General features: G+C 69.1%; 16 protein-coding genes. 8 read left to right on the top strand and 8 right to left on the bottom strand.

Features of this window, described 5'->3' with window-relative positions; translation table 11 throughout:
* Nucleotides 1-82 precede the first annotated feature (82 nt).
* The 3 genes from PotMrB4_RS15955 to PotMrB4_RS15965 all read right to left on the bottom strand — a co-directional run bounded on the left by PotMrB4_RS15955 (nt 83) and on the right by PotMrB4_RS15965 (nt 2,415).
* Entirely contained in the window at nt 83-1,291 is a 1,209-nt protein-coding gene (locus PotMrB4_RS15955; RefSeq protein ID WP_172433889.1) for a C2 domain-containing protein, read from the bottom strand.
* Nucleotides 1,292-1,410: 119 nt separating this feature from the next.
* Nucleotides 1,411-1,800 (bottom strand): hypothetical protein, encoded by a 390-nt coding sequence (locus PotMrB4_RS15960; RefSeq protein WP_172433890.1) that lies wholly within the window; start codon nt 1,798-1,800, stop codon nt 1,411-1,413.
* A gap of 66 nt (nt 1,801-1,866) precedes the next feature.
* Nucleotides 1,867-2,415 carry a hypothetical protein gene (locus PotMrB4_RS15965; RefSeq protein ID WP_172433891.1) on the bottom strand — a complete coding sequence of 183 codons (549 nt, stop codon included), beginning with the start codon at nt 2,413-2,415 and terminating at the stop codon, nt 1,867-1,869.
* Between the two features lie 207 nt (nt 2,416-2,622).
* Between PotMrB4_RS15965 and PotMrB4_RS15970 the strand changes: the two genes are divergently transcribed.
* The 3 genes from PotMrB4_RS15970 to PotMrB4_RS15980 all read left to right on the top strand — a co-directional run bounded on the left by PotMrB4_RS15970 (nt 2,623) and on the right by PotMrB4_RS15980 (nt 5,108).
* Nucleotides 2,623-3,426: a suppressor of fused domain protein gene (locus PotMrB4_RS15970; RefSeq protein ID WP_172433892.1), complete on the top strand. Its 804-nt coding sequence runs from the start codon at nt 2,623-2,625 to the stop codon at nt 3,424-3,426.
* A 42-nt stretch (nt 3,427-3,468) separates the two neighbouring features.
* On the top strand, nt 3,469-4,179 hold the full coding sequence (locus tag PotMrB4_RS15975; protein ID WP_172433893.1) for a hypothetical protein: 711 nt from the start codon (nt 3,469-3,471) through the stop codon (nt 4,177-4,179).
* An 86-nt stretch (nt 4,180-4,265) separates the two neighbouring features.
* Entirely contained in the window at nt 4,266-5,108 is an 843-nt protein-coding gene (locus PotMrB4_RS15980) for an AraC family transcriptional regulator (protein ID WP_172433894.1), read from the top strand.
* 20 nt (nt 5,109-5,128) lie between these two features.
* Here PotMrB4_RS15980 and PotMrB4_RS15985 read toward each other — a convergent pair whose 3' ends face one another.
* From PotMrB4_RS15985 to PotMrB4_RS16005, 5 genes are all read right to left on the bottom strand, one after another.
* A complete protein-coding gene (locus tag PotMrB4_RS15985; RefSeq protein ID WP_172433895.1) occupies nt 5,129-5,947 on the bottom strand; it encodes a protein phosphatase 2C domain-containing protein in 819 nt (272 codons plus the stop codon).
* Nucleotides 5,948-6,024: 77 nt separating this feature from the next.
* Nucleotides 6,025-7,320, bottom strand: a complete 1,296-nt coding sequence (qhpG, locus tag PotMrB4_RS15990) for a flavin-dependent monooxygenase QhpG (RefSeq protein ID WP_172433896.1) — start codon at nt 7,318-7,320, stop codon at nt 6,025-6,027.
* On the bottom strand, nt 7,313-7,987 hold the full coding sequence (qhpE, locus tag PotMrB4_RS15995) for a subtilisin-like serine protease QhpE (protein WP_172433897.1): 675 nt from the start codon (nt 7,985-7,987) through the stop codon (nt 7,313-7,315). Before qhpE ends, qhpG begins: the two co-directional genes overlap by 8 nt.
* On the bottom strand, nt 7,977-9,710 hold the full coding sequence (locus tag PotMrB4_RS16000; RefSeq protein WP_172433898.1) for an ABC transporter ATP-binding protein: 1,734 nt from the start codon (nt 9,708-9,710) through the stop codon (nt 7,977-7,979). Before PotMrB4_RS16000 ends, qhpE begins: the two co-directional genes overlap by 11 nt.
* A 118-nt stretch (nt 9,711-9,828) precedes the next feature.
* On the bottom strand, nt 9,829-11,736 hold the full coding sequence (locus tag PotMrB4_RS16005; protein ID WP_172433899.1) for a sigma-54-dependent Fis family transcriptional regulator: 1,908 nt from the start codon (nt 11,734-11,736) through the stop codon (nt 9,829-9,831).
* Between the two features lie 217 nt (nt 11,737-11,953).
* Between PotMrB4_RS16005 and PotMrB4_RS16010 the strand changes: the two genes are divergently transcribed.
* The 5 genes from PotMrB4_RS16010 to PotMrB4_RS16030 all read left to right on the top strand — a co-directional run bounded on the left by PotMrB4_RS16010 (nt 11,954) and on the right by PotMrB4_RS16030 (nt 17,988).
* A complete protein-coding gene (locus PotMrB4_RS16010; protein ID WP_044399652.1) occupies nt 11,954-12,352 on the top strand; it encodes a MerR family transcriptional regulator in 399 nt (132 codons plus the stop codon).
* Between the two features lie 43 nt (nt 12,353-12,395).
* Nucleotides 12,396-13,559, top strand: a complete 1,164-nt coding sequence (locus PotMrB4_RS16015; RefSeq protein ID WP_044399656.1) for an isovaleryl-CoA dehydrogenase — start codon at nt 12,396-12,398, stop codon at nt 13,557-13,559.
* Between the two features lie 62 nt (nt 13,560-13,621).
* Nucleotides 13,622-15,229, top strand: a complete 1,608-nt coding sequence (locus tag PotMrB4_RS16020; protein ID WP_142008581.1) for a carboxyl transferase domain-containing protein — start codon at nt 13,622-13,624, stop codon at nt 15,227-15,229.
* Nucleotides 15,230-15,247: 18 nt separating this feature from the next.
* Nucleotides 15,248-16,042: a gamma-carboxygeranoyl-CoA hydratase gene (locus PotMrB4_RS16025; RefSeq protein ID WP_074972009.1), complete on the top strand. Its 795-nt coding sequence runs from the start codon at nt 15,248-15,250 to the stop codon at nt 16,040-16,042.
* The gene (locus PotMrB4_RS16030; protein ID WP_172433900.1) at nt 16,039-17,988 is read left to right on the top strand and encodes an acetyl/propionyl/methylcrotonyl-CoA carboxylase subunit alpha; all 1,950 of its coding nucleotides are present in this window, start codon (nt 16,039-16,041) and stop codon (nt 17,986-17,988) included. The genes PotMrB4_RS16025 and PotMrB4_RS16030 overlap by 4 nt, the downstream gene beginning before the upstream one ends.
* The last annotated feature ends 66 nt before the right edge of the window (nt 17,989-18,054 follow it).

Consider the following 18,054-nt stretch of genomic DNA (forward strand, 5'->3'; position numbering starts at 1 on the left):
AGTATAAACAGCACCGGCCGCGTCGGAACATCCATCAGGGGCGGTGTCAGCCGGCGTTCAGCTGGCCACCGCCCTGCCCGCCTCAGCCCTGGGCGGGCTGGCCGATGCAGGTGTAGCCGAAGGGGTTGTGGCGGATATCGCCCAGTTCGTAGCCGAAGTCCGGCCGCGCCAGGTACGGGCTCGACGGCTCGGCGGCGGGCTCGACCCCGAACGCGGCCAGGAAGGCCTGCTCGAAGCGCGCCACCGCCGCCTCCTGGGCCTCCAGGTCGACCTCTTCGTCCTCGGCGAAGCGGATCACGAAGTCCGGCAGGCCCAGGTGCTGCATGCCGCAGGTGTAGAGCAGGTTCTCGTGGCCGATGGGCTTGCGCACGAACAGGCGGTACAGCGTCAGCAGCATGCGCCGCTGGTCACGGGCCTCCACCGACGCCTCCAGCGCGTCGATCAGCTCCTTCCAGCGCGCCAGGCCATGGGCCAGTCCTGCCGTCTCGACCTTAGCGGCCGTGACCAGCCCCGGCTCGATCAGGCGCCCCAGGGCCCGTGCCGCCGCCATCGCCGCAACGATGCGGGTGCGCTCGTGGTGAATGCGCGGCATCACGAAATAGGCGGTGGCGGTATGCGCCTCGATGGCCGCCTCGTCCTCCTCGGTCATGGACGGCTCCGTGCGGTCGGCACAGATGCGGTAGGAGCGCGGCATGCGGTCGTCGTGCTCCAGCTCGCTGAAGGCCTCGTCCAGGCGGAAGGTCTCCAGCCCCATGGAGGCCGTCATCGACTCGAAGGTCTCGCGCAGCGCGTCGAAGCGTTCGAAGGTGCCCAGCACATTGAGGATGATGTCCGGCGGCAGGTCGGCCTTCAGCTCGGCCAGGCGCTGGTCCGCCGCACGGATGTAGGCCTCCAGCATCCCCAGGTAACGCACCGCGCTGGCCTGGACGGCCGGCGCCTGTTCCGCGAGCGGGAAGGTATCCAGGCAGTCCGCACCCTCGCCGTCCACCTCCATGGGCTGGAAGAGCAGCTCGTGGCGCTGCACCTCGGCATCCGCCAGTTTGAAGATGAAATGCCGGTGGTCATCGAAGCCGTTGTCCGGCCCGGGGCCCGATTCGTTGGCCACCGCGATGCGGAAACGGTCCGGGAGGAACTCGACGTACAGCTCGACGCTGTCGCCCTCCCCGTCCTCCAGCTCCAGCCAGTCATAGCTGTCGCCACCGGCCTCGTAGCGCAGGTAGTGCTCCTGCACGTAGTCGGTCTCCAGCAGCGCCTGGATACGGGCGTAATCGATTGCACTCAAGGGGTTCATGGCGGCCTCTGGCGGTCCTGGGATGGGGCCGGATCGGCACGGCCCAAAGCCCGGCATCCTAAGGCAAAGCCGCCGCCGCGCCTGAGAAGCAGGTCGCGGCGGTTGAATGCGGTGGAAGGCTAGCGCTGGGCGGCAGTGGCCAGGCTGGAGTCGGGCAGGAGCAGCGCGGCGGGGATGCAGTCTTTCAGGTAGCGCTCGTCCTCTGAGAGGTCACCGTACTGCACAACGAACCGCGCCATCTGGCCCAGGTAATCGAGAGCGAGCACACGGTAGGCCTCGCTTACCCGTGCGTGAGGGACGTCAGTCAGGGCGCGATAGGCGCGGTCAAGGAAGATCGGAATGACCGGGTAATTGCCGCTCAGGAACAGCCCGGTCAACTGGTTGATGTAGCAAACCAGCGGATAGGTCGCGCTGTTCATCCGGTAGCACTGCTCCGGTACGACGTCCGGCGCATTCAGGCATTTTTGAAGCTGTTGGAGCGCCTTGCGTGCCGCCTTGGCACCTTCCATGGGACTGCTCATCGGTTGCCATCCATTTGAAATCCACCACCGCCCCAGGTATGGGCGCCGTCAAATCTATTGCTCGTCCTCCGGACGCAAGGGCGAGGCCCACCAATCGCACCACGCCATGACACTCCGCGCCGTCTCGTCGTGCTCGGGGTGGTAGTGGTGGGCATGAGGGATGGGAATCTGCACGTCCCCCTCACTGAACCCCAGCCCATTGAGCGCTGCGACGTACTCGGCAAGAGGCCCATAGGCATGGATCAGGTCGTGACGATCCCAGACCAGCGTGGCTTGCTGGGCCGGCGAATGGACCCAGAGGTCGAACCGGCTGTCCTGGCTCAGGAACAGGCCGAATTCGCGGATGAACGACTCGACCTCAGGCAAGGAAAGCTCGGGGCTCTGATAGCGAGCGGGCTCCGCCTCCCCACGGGGCGTGTGCAGGACATAGAGCAGGATCAGCGGCGCTTCGAGACACCGGACGAGCCGGAGGATCACATCCGGATCCGAGCCTGGCACGCCGACCACCAGCCGTGGGTGGGCGTCGACGGCGGGACGCGAGAACCGGGCGGGATGAGAGAACTGCGCCCAATTGCCGTCGACCTGATGCTCCAGCTTGTACATGTGTCACGTCCTTGCGAGTCATTACGCGAGAGCGGCGTTTTACCGGAAGCCGCCGCCCAGGAAAAGCACCTTGGCCTTCCAGCTCCTTCTGCTTCTGGCATCCGGCCCTGAGTGGCCGGTCATGAAACATCGCCTCCGTGGTTTCGCCAAGCTCAAGGGCCCGTCAGAATGCACGCCTGATACAACAGCCCCACGCAAGGAATGCCCATGGAGTTCTTCAAGAAGCTGCTCGGCTCATCGCAAGCAGGCACCCCCGATACCCCCTCTGATTCAGACCAGGAAGGCATGACACCGGCCGAGCAGGCCCGGCAAGTCGCACTGGAGGCCAGTGGCGAGCGCCTGGACCGGCACTGGCAAGGCATCGGTGCCGTCGAGCGCGATGTGCTGACCTTCCTCATCAGCCCCAGCTTCACCGGCGGGCCGTACTGGCCCTCCACCCGCCAGTCCTACCGGGTCGTCCGCCGTGACGGCAGCATCATCCTGGCCACCGACGGCCTCTGCTACCCGTTCGACGACGGTGACGAACCGGTCAACGGCTTCGAACTGGAACTGTTCATCGACACCCCGGATATTCCCGAGCACGCACAAGGTGCCCCTGGCGACGTGGACCCGCTGCGCAACAGCTGGGCCTATGAGGTGCTCAAGAGCGTGGCCGATACCGTTGCGGACGCAGGTGGCATCACGACCCAGCTGGAGCGCTACGGCGCCCTCTCCCTGGAGCTGCCCGGCGTGAGCCAGTCCAACTGCGTGGGCAGCCAGGTGCCCCCGGCCTTCATCACCGAAGACGACTGCGTCGGCATCCTGCTGGGCGGCCCCGCGCCAGACTTCGCCACCCGCCTGGAGGACATGCCGTTGTCGTCGGTCACCCTGGTGCCGGTGGTGCTCATCACCGCCGCCGAGCTGGACTACATCCGCTCCGGCGGCCAGGCCGCGCGCCAAGACCTGCTGCAGCGCCTGCAGTCCGCCGGCATCGGGCACCGCAGCCTGCTCACCCGTGCCAGCGTCGTGTAGACACACGGACAAGACACGCCAAGCTCAGCCGAAGAACAGCCCATGCACTACTGGAACCAGGACAACTTCCAGAGCCTCACGGCCATCGCCGAGGCCTACGCCGACACGCCCGGCTATGAAGGCTTCGCCGCGTACTGCCAACTGCGCGAGCGCGGATTGAAGAAGCCGGCCCTGCAGGCCCTGGCCGGCTTCATCGCCGCCTGCCGCCACGCGCCCCTGGATGTGCAGCGCGAGCGCGCCTGCGAGCTGGCGGCGCTGCACTACCACACGCCTGCCGCCCACCAGCTCCTGGCGCAGCCGCTGCGGGTGTACCTCGGTCAGATACTGGAGGCCTGGTGCCAGGAGGCTCCGCCCTCCCCCGTACCCTATCGCTGGGCTGCGGTGATCAAGGAAGACACCGCCTACTTCCACCAGGCGCTGGAACAGGACCCCAACGACGCCATCGCCCTCTACCGGCTGGCGGTCGCCTACCTGGGCCAGGTGGACTACCAGACCCACCACCTCGGCGAGTCGTTCTTCATCGGTGACGAAGCCCATGCCGAAACCGCCCTCGCCCGGGCCGGCGAACTGATCGCCCGGCTCGCCCCCGAGCAGACACCGAAATGGCTGGCAGAGGAGCAACGCCACTGCCGCGCCCTGCTGGACGCCTGGGCCCGCTACCACTCAGCCGACACGTCGGCCTCCTTCCCGGAGTGGTGCGAGGCGCAAGGGCTGGTGTTCGGTTTCAGCCAGGCGTTCTATTACGCGCGCTGAAGGCGAGCGGCGCCAGCCGCGCAAGAACGATCAAATCGCCTCGACGCCCTCTTGCTAAGGTCGGTGCCGTCTTCAAGGAGTGCCCTATGCCGAGCATCGAACAGGTCCTGTGGTTCATCGAATCCGAACAGGATGCCAGCCTGGACCTCGGGTCCGTCGCGGCCCACGCCAGGCTGTCGCCATTCGCCCTGTCGCGTCTGTTTTCCCTCGCCACCGGCTGGTCGGTGATGCGCTACATCCGCGCCCGCCGCCTGACCCGGGCGGCCCATGCCCTGGGCGACGGCACGCGGGACATCCTGCAGGTGGCGCTGGATGCGGGCTATGGCTCCCATGAAGCCTTCACCCGTGCCTTCAGCGACCTGTTCGGGGTCACGCCCCGGCAGGTTCGCGAACAGGGGCACGGCAACCTGCACCTGGTGGAGCCCTTGCGCATGAAAGCCATGAATTTCGTGGAGCTGTCCGAACCCCGCTTTGAAACCCGCCCCGACTTCCTCATCGCCGGCCTGGGCGAACGCTTCACCTTCGACCGCAACGAAGGCATCGTCGGCCTGTGGCAGGCCTTCGCCCCCTATATGGGGCGGATTCCCGGCCAGTCCAGCGACGTCACCTATGGCCTGTGCTGCAACCCGGGCGAGGACGGCAGCTTCGAATACATCGCCGGCGTCGAAGTGCCTCGTATCGACGGGCTACCGCCCACCTTCCGCCACTTCAAGGTGCGCCAGCAGGACTACGCCGTGTTCCGCCACCTCGGCCACATCTCCACCATCCACCAGACATTCCTCACCATCTTCAACAAATGGCTGCCGGCGTCCGGGTACGCCTTCGCCGACGCCCCGGAATTCGAGCAATACAGTGCCGATTTCGAGCCGATGCAGGGGACGGGGTTCGTGGAAGTGTGGGTGCCGGTGGTGCGACGCGCGCTTGGGTGAGTCGGCTGTCGCTCCTCCGGCTAGCCGCCCACCCGTAACCAGATCACCGAGGCATCGTCGCTGGCCTTGAAGCGCGGATAGCGCAGGCAAGCCGCGTCCTCGCGCTCGATGCGGCGCAGTTCCTCAGCCAGCGGCAGCAGGCCGCCTTCCAGCACCCGGGCCATCAGGGTCGGAGCGTCGTAGTAGTGGTAGGTGTCGATCAATGCGGCGAAGCCGTCGCTCATCAGCAACAGGTCGTCACCGGCGGCCAGGGGCGCCTGGGCGTATTGCAGGGCGGCCCTCGCCTGCTCGGCGTCGACGCTCAGCACCGCCTTGGGCCGCTCGCGGGCGGCGCGGCGGTCGGCCAGGACATGGGCACTGCGGACGTTGTCGGCGCCAATGCCGGGGCCCAGGGCCTGGGCTTCGGCCTGCTCCTGCCGGCGATCCGGCTGCGGCGTGAGGAAGGCCACACCCTGGGCGCTGCGGTGGATCACGGTGCAGTCGCCGAGAAAGCCGCAGGCCAGCAGGTCGCCTTCCAGGGCGATGGCGGCAAGGGAGGCACGGGGCAGTTCCCAGGCAGCGACGGGCTCGCGCTGGCGATCACGCCGGTAGTCGGCAGCGACGGCCTGGAAAACCTGCTCGCACAGCGAGGCCAGGGGGCCCGAAGCGGCCATGAAGCCGCGATGGGCCGCGTCGGCCAGCCAGGCCGCACCACCCCGCTGCCCCATCAGGCCCGGCTCGCCCAGGTCGGTGGCACCGTCGATGACCCAGGCATGCCGCCCGGCACAGCCGACGCGGTCATCGTTGGGAACGGCGGCCTTGCCGGCAAGGCTGAGGGTCTGGATCAGGTCGAGGTGCATGGCGGTTCCTTCGTGTGCGATCGATTCGAGCCGCACATTCTAATCACCGCACCCGGCGGAACAATGCTGGCCCCTTGTCAGGGCCGATACCCCTGCGCCAGCAGCCAACCCTGCACCTTGCGCCGTGGCTCGGGCGCCAGCTCGGCCAGGGCCGCGTCCAGCCGACCGGCCTGCAGGGCACGAACGATGGGCGCCAGCTCGGTGCCGTCCAGGTGCCAGACACCCAGGGGCTGGTCGGCGGTGATGACCACCTCCCGCGCCTCGATCAGCTCGCCCTGGATCACCGGCGCCGACTCCACCCGCACCTGGCGGATGTCCGCCTCGGCATGCAGCGGCGCGGCATCGGGCCAGGTGCGGCGATCACGCCAGAACGGCTGCTCCGGCCAGCGCTGCTCCAGGGCATAGAAGTCACGACCGGTGCGGGCGAAACGCTGGAACAGGTGCTCGACCCGGCGCTGGTGGAAGGCTCGGGCCAGGGCGGCGCGCTCCGGGTGGCGCAACAGGGTGTTGATCACCGCCGGGGCCTGCAGCGCGGAGGACAGGGACTGGAAGATGCCGTTGCCGGACAGCGGGTCCACCGCCATCGCCGCATCCCCGACCCGCAGCCAGTCGGGGCCGCTGGCCTCGTGGAAGAGGATCGCGGTGCTGCTGCGGGCATGCAGGCTGGCGGGCTGCAGGGCAGCCTCGCCGAACAGCTCGCGCACCCGAGCGGACTGCCGACGACGTTCGGCGCACCAGGCCGGCAACCGGTCCCGGGGCGGCAGGTCGCTGGCGGTGGCGTCGAGGGTGATCTGCCAATAGCAGCGGCCGTCGGCCAGCCGCGCCATCCAGGCCCAGCCGTCGGCCAGGCTTTCAACCGCCGAGCCGGCCAGGCCGGGGGCGTCGTGCCACTGGTTGAGCAGGCCGAGGGTCTCCGGCCCGCGCAGCCGTCCGCCGGCCAGGGGCGCGGAGCGTCCGCGCGCTTCCACCAGGAAGCCGGCCCGCAGCACCTCGCCGCCTTCCAGGTGCACGGCGTGGCCGTCGGGGCCGTGCGCCACCTTGAGTACCCGCGCTTCCAGCACCTCGATACCGGCAGCCTGCAGGTCGTCGCGCAGGGCGGCGTCGAAGACCGGGCGATCCAGCAGGCATTCCTGGTTGATGGATTGTCCCTCGCCGCTCCACTGCACCCGACGCGGCGAGGGTGCCGCTGCAGTGGCCAGCGCCCGGTGCAACCCGGCCTGGCGCAGCCCCTCCAGCACCCGCTGGGAGACGCCTTCAACCGCCGCGAAACGACGCCACTCGCTGACCACCCGCACCGGGTAACCCAGGCGCGTGAGGCCCAGGGCGACGGCGGCACCGGCCGGGCCGGCGCCGAGGATGAGGATTTCAGTCATGGCCGCGCCGCTCCGGCCCGTGGTAGGCGGCGCCCTGGCGCAGCGCCTGCAGCAGTGCGTCCCGGCTGATGCCCGGCTGGCGCGCCAGGTGCGCAGCCAGGGTGCCGGCCAGGGCCGCGCAGGCGACGCTGGCACCGGCGACGCCGTTGTGGGCTGCCACATGGGCACCGAAATCGGCCTGGCGGGTGCCGAGCCAGGACCACTGCCCCGGCGCGCAACGGGCATCGCCGGTGATGCGGATGACGCCCGGGTAGCTGGCCGGGTACACCGGCTCGCCCTGGGCCGGGCTGGAGGCACAGAGCAGCACGCCGGCGGCCTGGAGCCGGGCGCAGGCGTCACGCAATACCGGCCGGTCCGTGCGCAGGCCCAGGCTCATGCTCACCAGGCTCACCTCCTGCTCCAGCAGCCAGCAGAGAGCGGCGGCGATCTGCAGCGGGCTGGTCTGCCCCCGCTCGCCGAATACCTGGGCCATGCAGACGCCCACCGGGCCGGCCTGGCGGCGGAAGGTATCGAGCACCACCTGGCCGTGGCCGAGGCTGTCGGGCTGGACGTCGCCTTCGTGCAGTTCGCCGTCCTCCAGCCAGAAGCGCCGGGACGCTGTGACGCCATCGGCCTGCGCCGGGGCGAAGCCGCTGTCGATCAGGCCGATGCGCACGTCAGCGGCCATCGAGGGCGATCTCGGCTGCCAGCGGACGCAGGCGCCCCTGCTCCAGACGCAGGTGCAGGTCCGCCTCGGCGAGGGTGGACGGCCGGTGGCTGATGAGGATGCGCGTGCGCCCGGCGAACAACTGGTCGATGGCGGCAATCACCTCGCGCTCGGTGGCTTCGTCCACTGCCGAGGTGGCTTCGTCCAGCACCAGGATCAGCGGGGCCTGCAGCAGCGCGCGGGCGATGGCGATGCGCTGTTTCTGCCCGCCGGAAAGCTGCTGGCCACGCTCGCCCAGGGGGGTGTCCAACCCCAGCGGCAGGGAGGCCACCAGGCCGTCCAGCCGGGCCAGGCGCACCACCCGTTCCAGGGCCTCGCGGCTGGCGTCGGGGGCGCTGTAGGCGAGGTTCTCCGCCAGGGTGCCGCGGAACAGGACGATGTCCTGGCTGACCACGGCGATGCGCCGGCGCAGGGCCAGCAGGTCCAGCTCACGCAGGTCGACACCGTCCAGCAGGATGCGCCCCTGGTCAGGGTCGTAGAAGCGCTGCAGCAGGTCGATCAGGGTGGACTTGCCGACGCCCGAGGCGCCGCTGATGGCCACCTTGAGCCCGGCGGGAATCTCCGCGTCCACACCTTCCAGCACGGCGCCGGCACGCTGTTCGTGGGCGAAATGCACGCCCTCCAGGCGCAGGGTGCCGGGGCCGTCCGGCAGGGGCACGGGCGTGACGGGCGGGCGCACCGGCACAGGCTCCTGCTGCAGCTCCATGACCCGCCCGAGGCTGACCGTCATGCGCTGCAACGCGACGTAGAGGCCGAGCAGGCTCTGCACCGGCCCCACGGCCATGCCGAGGTAGGTGGAAAAGGCGATCAGCGCGCCCAGTTGCCAGGTGCCCTGGATGACCCAGTAGCCGCCGATGAGAAAGGCGCAGGCGCGGGACAACGAGGTGAGCGTGCCCGGCACCGCCTGGGTGAAGAACTCGGTGACCTGCACCCGCAGCAGCTGGCGCATGTAGCCCTGCCCCAGGCCCTCCAGGCGGCGGGCTTCGCGGGCCTGCTGGCCAGCGGCCTGGATGAACTTCATCGCCGGCAGGGTTTCCACCAGGAAGGACGACACATCCGCCGAACGTTCCCGCAGGCTGCGCACCTCGCGCTCGACCTTGCGGCGCATCCAGCGCAGCCAGAGCACTTCCACGGGGATCAGCAGCGCCAACAGCAGGGACAGCTGCCAGGACAGCAGCAGCATCAGGCTCACCGCGCCGATCAGCCCGATGAGGCTGGAGACGGCAGAGAACAGCGAATCCACGGCGAAACGCTGGATTTCCGCCACGTCGCCATCCAGGCGCGACAGGATGTCGCCGATGCGCTTGCGCCCGTAGAAGGCCGGAGAGAGCTGCTGCAGGTGGCGGTAGAGGTCGTCGCGCAGGGCGAAGAGGATACGCCCGGAAAGCCGGGTGTGCAGGTAGCGGTTGATGCCCGAGAGCGCGGTGCCGATCAGGCCGACGGCTATCATCGCCACCGCCACCTGCACCAGCAGACCGAAGTCCTTGGCCAGCAGGCCCTCGTCGATCAGCGTCTTGGTCAGCCAGGGCTGGGCCAGCACCAGCAGCGATGCCCCGAGGGACAGCCCCAGCAACACGGCGATGGCGCGCAGCTGCGGGCGCACGAAGCCGTAGAGCCAGGCCAGGGCGCGGCGCAGCAGCTCGGGGTCGTGGGCGTCGACGAGCTTGAGCAGGAGGCGGGTCATGCCGTCACCCGGGCATACCGGAACGTTGTAGGGGCAGCCGTAGCCCGGGCTTCAGCCCGGGTCTGCCCAGGCACACGGCATCGCGAATGAATTCGCTCCCACAGCGCCTTCAAGGGCGTCATCCCCTGAGCTGCTTGAGCTTGCGGTACAGGGTGGCGCGGCTGATGCCCAGGGCATCGGCGGCGGCGGAGACATTGCCCTGGTGCCGCTCCAGGGCGGCGCGGATCAGCTCCAGTTCGTTCTCGCGGATGCTGCCGGGCTGGCGGGTGGTGGCGGTGAGGTCGTCCAGCAGGCTGTCGGTGAGGTGGTCCAGCCCCAGCACGGTCTCCCCCGGTTCGCGCATGGCCAGGGCCGCGCGCAGGACCATTTCCAGCTGGCGGATGTTGCCCGGCCAGTCGTAGCCGCTGAACAGCTCGGCGAGGTCCTTGTCCAGGCTGACGTCGCTGGCACCGAAGCGGGCCAGCACGCCGGCGATCATCCCGGCCAGGTCGTCCCGCTCGCGCAGGGCCGGCAGGCGCAGGCTGACGCCGTTGATGCGGTAGTAGAGGTCTTCGCGGAAGTGCTGGTCCTGCACCAGCCGGCGCAGGTCGCGGTGGGTGGCGCAGATCACCGCCACGTCGATGGCCTGCTCCTCGGCGGCGCCGAGGGGAGCCACCCGGCGCTCCTGCAGCACCCGCAGCAGGCGGGCCTGGAGCGCGAGGGGCATGTCGCCGATCTCGTCGAGGAACAGCGTGCCGCCGTGGGCCTGCATCAAGCGGCCGACCATGCCGCCACGGCGGGAGCCGGTGAAGGCGCCTTCGCGGTAACCGAACAGCTCGGACTCGATCAGGCCCTCGGGAATGGCCGCGCAGTTCACCGCCACGAAGGGTTTCTCGGCACGCGGGCTGGCCTGGTGCAGGGCGCGGGCCACCACCTCCTTGCCGGTGCCGGTTTCCCCCAGCAGCAGCACGGGCAGGTCGCTGGCCAGGGCCTGGCGGGCCATGCGCAAGGCGCGGGCGAAGCGGCCGTCGTGGCCGGCCAGGGCCTCCAGGGCCTGGGATGTCGTATGGCTGGGCGCCTTGGCCGCCGCCGGGGCCGTGTGGCCGAGGGGGCTGTGACGGGGCACCTGGAGCGCGCGGAAGAAGAACTCGCCCTGGGCGGTCTGCACGCTGCTGATGCCGCCCTTGAGCAGGCGGGCAATGAACGGAGCGGCGCGCTCGCCGATCAGGTCGCTGCCACGGCGGCCCACCAGGGCATCCCGTCCGACCCGCAGCAGTTCGCAGGCACGCTCGTTGGCGGCGACCACCTCGCCCTCCAGGCTCAGGGCCAGCAACCCGTGCCAGGCGCTGCCCAGGTACTGCGGACGGTTGTGGAAGGCCACCACCAGGTGATCGCCGTAGGTCAGGGCGAACAGGCGGCTCTCGATATTGCCGGCGGCCAGCATCAGGGTGGCGAGGTTGTCCTCGGGCTGGGCCATGACGCCTTGCCGGGTCAGGTCCAGCACGCCCACCACCTGCCCCTGGGGATCGCGCAGCGGCACCGAGGTGCAGGAGAACGGGCTGAGCCGGTCGAGATAATGCTCACCGCAGTTGATCAGAGTCGGCCGGCCTTCCACCACCGCCGTGCCGATGGCATTGGTGCCACGGCTCGATTCGCTCCAGCAACTGCCGGGGCGCAGGTCACGCAGGCCGGAGCCCTTGAGGAATTCGGTCTGGCCTTCGATGGCCAGCAGGTTGGCCTGGGCGTCGCCGAGGATGATCAACCCGCCCTTGCCCTGCTGGCTGACCAGGTACTCCAGCTCGGGGGTGGCGGCATCGATCAGCAGGCGGTTGCCTTCCAGCAGCAGGCCGAGGTCGTGATGACGGAGTTCGGGCTGCTCGCCTTCGAGGCAGTTGAGCCCGTGGCCGAGGCTGCGCCGCCATGAGGCATCGATCTCCTCGCGGAGCACACCGCGGGGCAGTTCGCCCTCGTTGAGCAGCTTCAGCCGTGCCTGGTACGACTGGTGAAGTGGATCGGTCGCCATTTTTATTCGAATGTCCTGCGCCATCTCTCGCTCCAGCAACCGCCCGGCCTGGCCGTGGCGGACTGCACGCCCTGACTGTCTACACCCCCCGGCCGGTGCCGTAAAGAGCGCCGGTTCCGCAGGCTGGAAGCCAGCAAGTATCGGGCCACAGGGGCGAATTCCCGCTGCCTGGCGCCGAGTTGACAGCGAGTTTACTCAGGTTTACGTTAACGTAAAGGTAAACAAGCCGAGCCCCTCCCCCATGTCCAAGACCTACAGCATTTCCGACCTGGCCCGCGAACTGGATGTGACCACCCGCGCCATCCGCTTCTATGAGGAGCAAGAGATGCTCTTCCCCGAGCGCCGGGGCCAGGAACGCATCTACAGCCCCAAGGACCTGGTGGCCCTGAAGCTCATCCTGCGTGGCAAGCGCATCGGCTTTTCCCTGGCCGAGTGCAAGGAGCTGATCGACCTCTACGATCCCAGCAGCGGCAACCGCAAGCAGCTGGAGACCTTCATGGAGAAGATCGCCGCCCGCCGCGCACAACTCGAACAGCAGTTGCTGGACATCCAGCAGATGCAGCTGGAACTGGATACGGCCGAGGAACGCTGCCTGGCGGCCCTCGCCGAGACCGAACGCAAGCAGGCCGCCAAGGCCTGATCCCCTACCCGACTCACCGACAATCACAAGCACAGGTGGAACCATGACCTACTCGAGCCTGAACTTCGCCCTCGGCGACACCCTCGACATGCTGCGCGAACAGGTGCAAGCCTTCGTCGCCGCCGAACTGGCGCCCCGCGCCGCCGAGATCGACCGCGACAACGCCTTCCCCATGGACCTGTGGAAGAAGTTCGGCGACATGGGCCTGCTGGGCGTGACAGTCGGCGAGGAATACGGCGGTGCCGGCCTGGGCTACATGGCCCACGTCATCGCCATGGAGGAGATCAGCCGCGGCTCGGCCTCGGTGGCCCTCTCCTACGGCGCCCACTCCAACCTGTGCGTCAACCAGATCAAGCGCAACGGCACCCACGAGCAGAAGCAGAAGTACCTGCCCAGGCTGATCAGCGGCGAGCACGTCGGCGCCCTGGCCATGAGCGAGCCCAACGCCGGCTCCGACGTGGTTTCCATGAAGCTGCGCGCCGACCGCAAGGGCGACCGCTTCGTCCTCAACGGCAGCAAGACCTGGATCACCAACGGCCCCGACGCCAACACCTACGTGATCTACGCCAAGACCGACCTGGACAAGGGCCCCCACGGCATCACCGCCTTCATCGTCGAGCGCGACTGGAAGGGTTTCTCCCGTGGCAGCAAGTTCGACAAGCTCGGCATGCGCGGCTCCAACACCTGCGAGCTGTTCTTCGATGACGTGGAAGTGCCGGAGGAAAACGTCCTCGGCGCGGTCAACGGCGGCGTCAAGGTGCTGATGAGCGGCCTGGACTACGAGCGCGTGGTGCTGGCCGGCGGCCCGGTGGGCATCATGCAGGCCTGCCTGGACGTGGTGGTGCCCTACATCCACGACCGCAAGCAGTTCGGCCAGAGCATCGGCGAGTTCCAGTTCATCCAGGGCAAGGTGGCCGACATGTACACCCAACTGGCCGCCAGCCGCGCCTACCTGTACGCCGTGGCCCAGGCCTGCGACCGTGGCGAGACCACCCGCAAGGACGCCGCCGGGGTGATCCTCTACACCGCCGAACGCGCCACCCAGATGGCCCTGGAGGCGATCCAGATCCTCGGCGGCAACGGCTACATCAACGAGTTCCCCACCGGGCGCCTGCTGCGCGACGCCAAGCTCTACGAGATCGGCGCCGGCACCAGCGAGATCCGCCGCATGCTGATCGGCCGCGAGCTGTTCAACGAAACCCGCTGATCCTCGACCGACGCCCCTCCCCTCAGGGAGGGGCGCGAAACGCACGACTCGGAGCGCCCCAGATGGCCATCCTGCATACCCAGATCAACACCCGCACCCCGGAATTCGCCCGCAACCGCGAGGCCATGCAGGCCCAGGTGGACGACCTGCACCGCCTGCTCGGCCGCATCCACGAAGGCGGCGGCGCCAAGGCCCAGGAACGCCACACCTCGCGGGGCAAGCTGCTGCCGCGCGAACGCATCAACCGCCTGCTGGACCCGGGCTCGCCCTTCCTCGAAATCGGCCAGCTGGCAGCCCATGAGGTCTACGGCGAAGAGGTCCCCGCCGCCGGCGTGGTGGCCGGCATCGGCCGCGTCGAAGGCGTGGAATGCATGATCGTGGCCAACGACGCCACGGTGAAGGGCGGCTCCTACTACCCGCTGACGGTGAAGAAGCACCTGCGGGCCCAGGCCATCGCGCAGGAGAACCGCCTGCCCTGCATCTACCTGGTGGACTCCGGCGGCGCCAACCTGCCGCGCCAGGAAGAGGTCTTCCCGGACCGCGAGCATTTCGGCCGCATCTTCTTCAACCAGGCCAACATGAGCGCCCAGGGCATCCCGCAGATCGCCGTGGTGATGGGCTCCTGCACCGCCGGCGGCGCCTACGTGCCGGCCATGAGCGACGAGACCATCATGGTGCGCAACCAGGCCACCATCTTCCTCGCCGGCCCGCCGCTGGTGAAGGCCGCCACCGGCGAGGTGGTGACTGCCGAAGAGCTGGGCGGCGCCGACGTGCACTGCAAGACCTCCGGCGTGGCCGATCACTACGCCGAGAACGACGAGCACGCCCTGGCCCTGGCCCGCCGCAGTGTCGCCAACCTCAACTGGCGCAAGGCCGGCGAGCTGAACCTGCGCACCCCCATCGCCCCGCGCTACGCCAGCGAGGAGCTGTACGGGGTGATTCCGGCGGACGCCAAGCAACCCTTCGACGTGCGCGAAGTGATCGCACGCCTGGTGGACGATTCCGCCTTCGACGAGTTCAAGGCCCTGTTCGGGACCACCCTGGTGTGCGGCTTCGCCTTTCTTCACGGCTACCCCATCGCCATCCTCGCCAACAACGGCATCCTCTTCGCCGAGGCCGCGCAGAAAGGCGCGCATTTCATCGAACTGGCCTGCCAGCGCGGCATCCCGCTGCTGTTCCTGCAGAACATCACCGGCTTCATGGTGGGCAAGAAGTACGAGGAAGGCGGCATCGCCAAGCACGGCGCCAAGCTGGTCACCGCCGTGGCCTGCGCGCGGGTGCCGAAGTTCACCGTGATCATCGGCGGCAGCTTCGGCGCCGGTAACTACGGCATGTGCGGCCGGGCCTACGACCCGCGCTTCCTGTGGATGTGGCCCAACGCGCGGATCGGCGTGATGGGCGCCGAGCAGGCCGCCGGCGTGCTCACCCAGGTCAAGCGCGAGCAGAGCGAACGCGCCGGCCACAGCCTGAGCGCCGAGGAAGAGGCGCGCATCAAGCAGCCCATCCTCGAACAGTACGAGCGCCAGGCCCACGCCTATTACTCCAGCGCGCGGCTCTGGGACGACGGCGTCATCGACCCGGCGCAGACCCGCGAGGTGCTTGGCCTGGCGCTCTCGGCCAGCCTCAACGCGCCGATCGAAGCGACCCGCTTCGGCGTGTTCCGCATGTAGCCCTCTCCCGGAGCCCATATGACCGACTTCAACACCCTGCAACTGGACATCGCCGCCAACGGCGTCGCCACCCTCTGGCTGAACCGTCCGGACAAGAACAACGCCTTCAACGCCGGGATGATCCGCGAGCTGATCCTCGCCCTGGATGCCGTCAAGGAACACGGCCAGGTGCGCTTCCTCATCCTCCGCGGCCGGGGCCGGCACTTCTCCGCCGGGGCGGACCTGGCCTGGATGCAGGAGTCCGCCCGCCTGGACTACAACGCCAACCTGGACGACGCCCGCGAGCTGGCCGAGCTGATGTACGCCCTCTACCAGCTCAAGGTGCCGACCCTGGCGGTGGTCCAGGGCGCGGCCTTCGGCGGCGCCCTGGGCCTGATCAGCTGCTGCGACATGGCCATCGGCGCCATCGACGCGCAGTTCTCCCTCTCGGAGGTGCGCATCGGCCTGGCGCCGGCGGTGATCAGCCCCTTCGTGGTCCAGGCCATCGGCGAGCGCGCCGCGCGCCGCTACGCCCTCACCGCCGAGCGTTTCAACGGCGAGCGGGCCCGTGAGCTGGGCCTGCTGGCCGAGTGCTACCCGGCCGAGGACCTGGACCAGGCGGTGGAGAGCTGGACCGCCAACCTGCTGCTCAACAGCCCCCAGGCCATGCGCGCCAGCAAGGACCTGCTGCGGGAAGTGGGCAGCGGGGTGCTCAGCCCCAACCTGCGCCGCTACACCGAGAACGCCATCGCCCGCATCCGCGTGAGCGCCGAAGGCCAGGAAGGGCTCAATGCCTTCCTGGAAAAACGCAAACCCTCCTGGCAGGAGCAATGACCATGATCACCACCTTGCTGATCGCCAACCGTGGCGAGATCGCCTGCCGGGTGATGCGCACCGCCAAGGCGCTGGGCATTCGCACCGTGGCCGTCCACAGCGAGATCGACCGCAATGCCCGCCACGTGCGCGAGGCGGACATGGCCATCAACCTCGGCGGCGCCAAGCCGGCAGAGAGCTACCTGCGGGTGGACGCGCTGATCGCCGCCGCCCAGGCCAGCGGCGCCCAGGCCATCCACCCTGGCTACGGCTTCCTCTCGGAGAACGCCGGCTTCGCCCGTGCCATCGAGGCCGCCGGGCTGGTGTTCCTCGGCCCGCCGGCCAGCGCCATCGACGCCATGGGCAGCAAGTCCGCCGCCAAGGCGCTGATGGAGGAAGCCGGCGTGCCGCTGGTGCCCGGCTACCACGGCGAGGACCAGGCCCTGGAGACCTTCCGCGCCGCCGCCGAGCGCATCGGCTACCCGGTGCTGCTGAAGGCCGCCGCCGGTGGTGGCGGCAAGGGTATGAAGGTGGTGGAGCGCGAGACCGACCTGGCCGAGGCGCTCTCCTCCGCCCAGCGCGAGGCCCAGGCCGCCTTCGGCGACGCCCGCATGCTGGTGGAGAAGTACGTGCTCAAGCCGCGCCATGTGGAGATCCAGGTCTTCGCCGACCGCCACGGCAACTGCCTGTACCTCAACGAGCGCGACTGCTCCATCCAGCGCCGCCACCAGAAGGTGGTGGAGGAAGCCCCCGCCCCCGGCCTCTCGGCCGAGCAGCGCAGCGCCATGGGCGAGGCCGCCGTGCGCGCGGCCCAGGCCATCGGCTACGTGGGTGCCGGCACCGTGGAATTCCTACTGGATGCGCGGGGTGACTTCTTCTTCATGGAGATGAACACCCGCCTGCAGGTGGAGCACCCGGTCACCGAGGCCATCACCGGCCTCGACCTGGTGGCCTGGCAGATCCGCGTCGCCCGGGGCGAACCCCTGCCCATCACCCAGGCGCAGGTGCCGCTGATGGGCCATGCCATCGAAGTGCGCCTGTACGCCGAAGACCCGGAAGGCGGCTTCCTGCCCGCCAGCGGCCACCTGGACCTGTACCGCGAGCCCGCGCCCGGCGAGGGCCGCCGGGTGGACAGTGGCGTGGCCGAGGGTGACGACGTATCGCCCTTCTACGACCCCATGCTGGCCAAGCTGATCGCCTGGGGCGAGAACCGCGAGGAAGCGCGCCAGCGCCTGCTGGCCATGCTGGAAGACACCGCCGTGGGCGGTTTCCGCACCAACCTGGCCTTCCTCCGCCGTGTGCTTGGCCACCCCGCCTTCGCCGCGGCCGAACTGGACACCGGCTTCATCGAGCGCCACCAGGGACAGCTGCTTCCCGCCCCTGCCGCCCTGCCCGAGCAGGTCTGGCAGCTGGCTGCCGAAGCCTTCCGCCAGGGTGATGCCGCGCGGATACGCCAGGACGACCCGCATTCGCCCTGGAGCGGCAACAGCGGCTGGCGTGCCGGCCTGCCCAGCGAAACCGACCTGCATCTGGCCTGTGGCGAGGAACGCCAGGTGGTGCGCCTGCGCGGCCGGGTCGACAGCCCGATCTACCTGGAAGGCGAGCGGCTGACCCTGGAGCTGGACGGCGTACGCCGCACGCTGCTGGCCATCCGCCGGGACGAAACCCTCTACCTGGAATGGAACGGCACGCTGCATACCATCACCCGCGTCGACCCCATCGCCGAGGCCGAGGCCAGCCATACCCACCAGGGCGGGCTGACGGCGCCAATGAACGGCAGTATCGTGCGCGTGCTGGTGGAAGCCGGCCAGGCCGTGGAAGCCGGCACCGCCCTGGTGGTGCTGGAGGCGATGAAGATGGAGCACAGCATCCGCGCACCCCACGCCGGCACCGTCAAGGCGCTGTACTGCAGTGAAGGCGAACTGGTCGCCGAAGGCACCGCGCTGGTGGAGCTGGAAGAGGCCTGAGAGGGCGCTGCCCCGTAGGGTGGATGTCGCTCCTTACATCCACCAACCTGGCCCGGCCCAGCACCG

Origin of the sequence: Metapseudomonas otitidis (genome assembly GCF_011397855.1) — a bacterium.
GTDB lineage: Bacteria > Pseudomonadota > Gammaproteobacteria > Pseudomonadales > Pseudomonadaceae > Metapseudomonas > Metapseudomonas otitidis.

What these genes read in the sequence shown, in the direction of transcription:
- PotMrB4_RS15955 (WP_172433889.1), bottom strand. Translation starts at nt 1,291, where the DNA reads ATGAACCCCTTGAGTGCAATCGATTACGCCCGTATCCAGGCGCTGCTG.
- PotMrB4_RS15960 (WP_172433890.1), bottom strand. Translation starts at nt 1,800, where the DNA reads ATGGAAGGTGCCAAGGCGGCACGCAAGGCGCTCCAACAGCTTCAAAAA.
- PotMrB4_RS15965 (WP_172433891.1), bottom strand. Translation starts at nt 2,415, where the DNA reads ATGTACAAGCTGGAGCATCAGGTCGACGGCAATTGGGCGCAGTTCTCT.
- PotMrB4_RS15970 (WP_172433892.1), top strand. Translation starts at nt 2,623, where the DNA reads ATGGAGTTCTTCAAGAAGCTGCTCGGCTCATCGCAAGCAGGCACCCCC.
- PotMrB4_RS15975 (WP_172433893.1), top strand. Translation starts at nt 3,469, where the DNA reads ATGCACTACTGGAACCAGGACAACTTCCAGAGCCTCACGGCCATCGCC.
- PotMrB4_RS15980 (WP_172433894.1), top strand. Translation starts at nt 4,266, where the DNA reads ATGCCGAGCATCGAACAGGTCCTGTGGTTCATCGAATCCGAACAGGAT.
- PotMrB4_RS15985 (WP_172433895.1), bottom strand. Translation starts at nt 5,947, where the DNA reads ATGCACCTCGACCTGATCCAGACCCTCAGCCTTGCCGGCAAGGCCGCC.
- qhpG (WP_172433896.1), bottom strand. Translation starts at nt 7,320, where the DNA reads ATGACTGAAATCCTCATCCTCGGCGCCGGCCCGGCCGGTGCCGCCGTC.
- qhpE (WP_172433897.1), bottom strand. Translation starts at nt 7,987, where the DNA reads ATGGCCGCTGACGTGCGCATCGGCCTGATCGACAGCGGCTTCGCCCCG.
- PotMrB4_RS16000 (WP_172433898.1), bottom strand. Translation starts at nt 9,710, where the DNA reads ATGACCCGCCTCCTGCTCAAGCTCGTCGACGCCCACGACCCCGAGCTG.
- PotMrB4_RS16005 (WP_172433899.1), bottom strand. Translation starts at nt 11,736, where the DNA reads ATGGCGCAGGACATTCGAATAAAAATGGCGACCGATCCACTTCACCAG.
- PotMrB4_RS16010 (WP_044399652.1), top strand. Translation starts at nt 11,954, where the DNA reads ATGTCCAAGACCTACAGCATTTCCGACCTGGCCCGCGAACTGGATGTG.
- PotMrB4_RS16015 (WP_044399656.1), top strand. Translation starts at nt 12,396, where the DNA reads ATGACCTACTCGAGCCTGAACTTCGCCCTCGGCGACACCCTCGACATG.
- PotMrB4_RS16020 (WP_142008581.1), top strand. Translation starts at nt 13,622, where the DNA reads ATGGCCATCCTGCATACCCAGATCAACACCCGCACCCCGGAATTCGCC.
- PotMrB4_RS16025 (WP_074972009.1), top strand. Translation starts at nt 15,248, where the DNA reads ATGACCGACTTCAACACCCTGCAACTGGACATCGCCGCCAACGGCGTC.
- PotMrB4_RS16030 (WP_172433900.1), top strand. Translation starts at nt 16,039, where the DNA reads ATGACCATGATCACCACCTTGCTGATCGCCAACCGTGGCGAGATCGCC.